At 71.4% G+C, this 255-nt stretch carries 1 protein-coding gene; it reads left to right on the top strand.

Annotated elements, in window-relative coordinates:
* On the top strand, positions 1 to 255 hold a 255-nt coding region (locus LPA42_RS33590), incomplete at both ends, for an amidase family protein (protein ID WP_255705533.1).

Below are 255 nucleotides of genomic sequence, written 5' to 3'. Positions count from 1 at the left end.
GCGGCCTGGCTGATCCGCGCCGGCAAGCTGACCCCCGCCAAGCTGGTCGAGGCGTACCTGGCCCGCATCTCCACGTACGACGGCACGTACCAGGCGTTCAACCTGGTGCTCGCCGAGGCGGCGGCCAAGGCGGCGGCCGCCCTGGCGAAGAAGCCCCGGCGCGGCGCCCTGCACGGCATCCCGCTGGCGATCAAGGACAACTACTACACCGCCGGGGTGCCCACCACCGCCAACTCCTACCTGTTCGCCGACTTC

The sequence above is a fragment of the Micromonospora sp. DH13 genome, from assembly GCF_020873825.1.
Taxonomy (GTDB): Bacteria; Actinomycetota; Actinomycetes; order Mycobacteriales; family Micromonosporaceae; genus Micromonospora; species Micromonospora haikouensis.
Note: the sequence above shows the minus strand (reverse complement) of the source record. Positions and strands in the feature narration are given on the sequence as shown.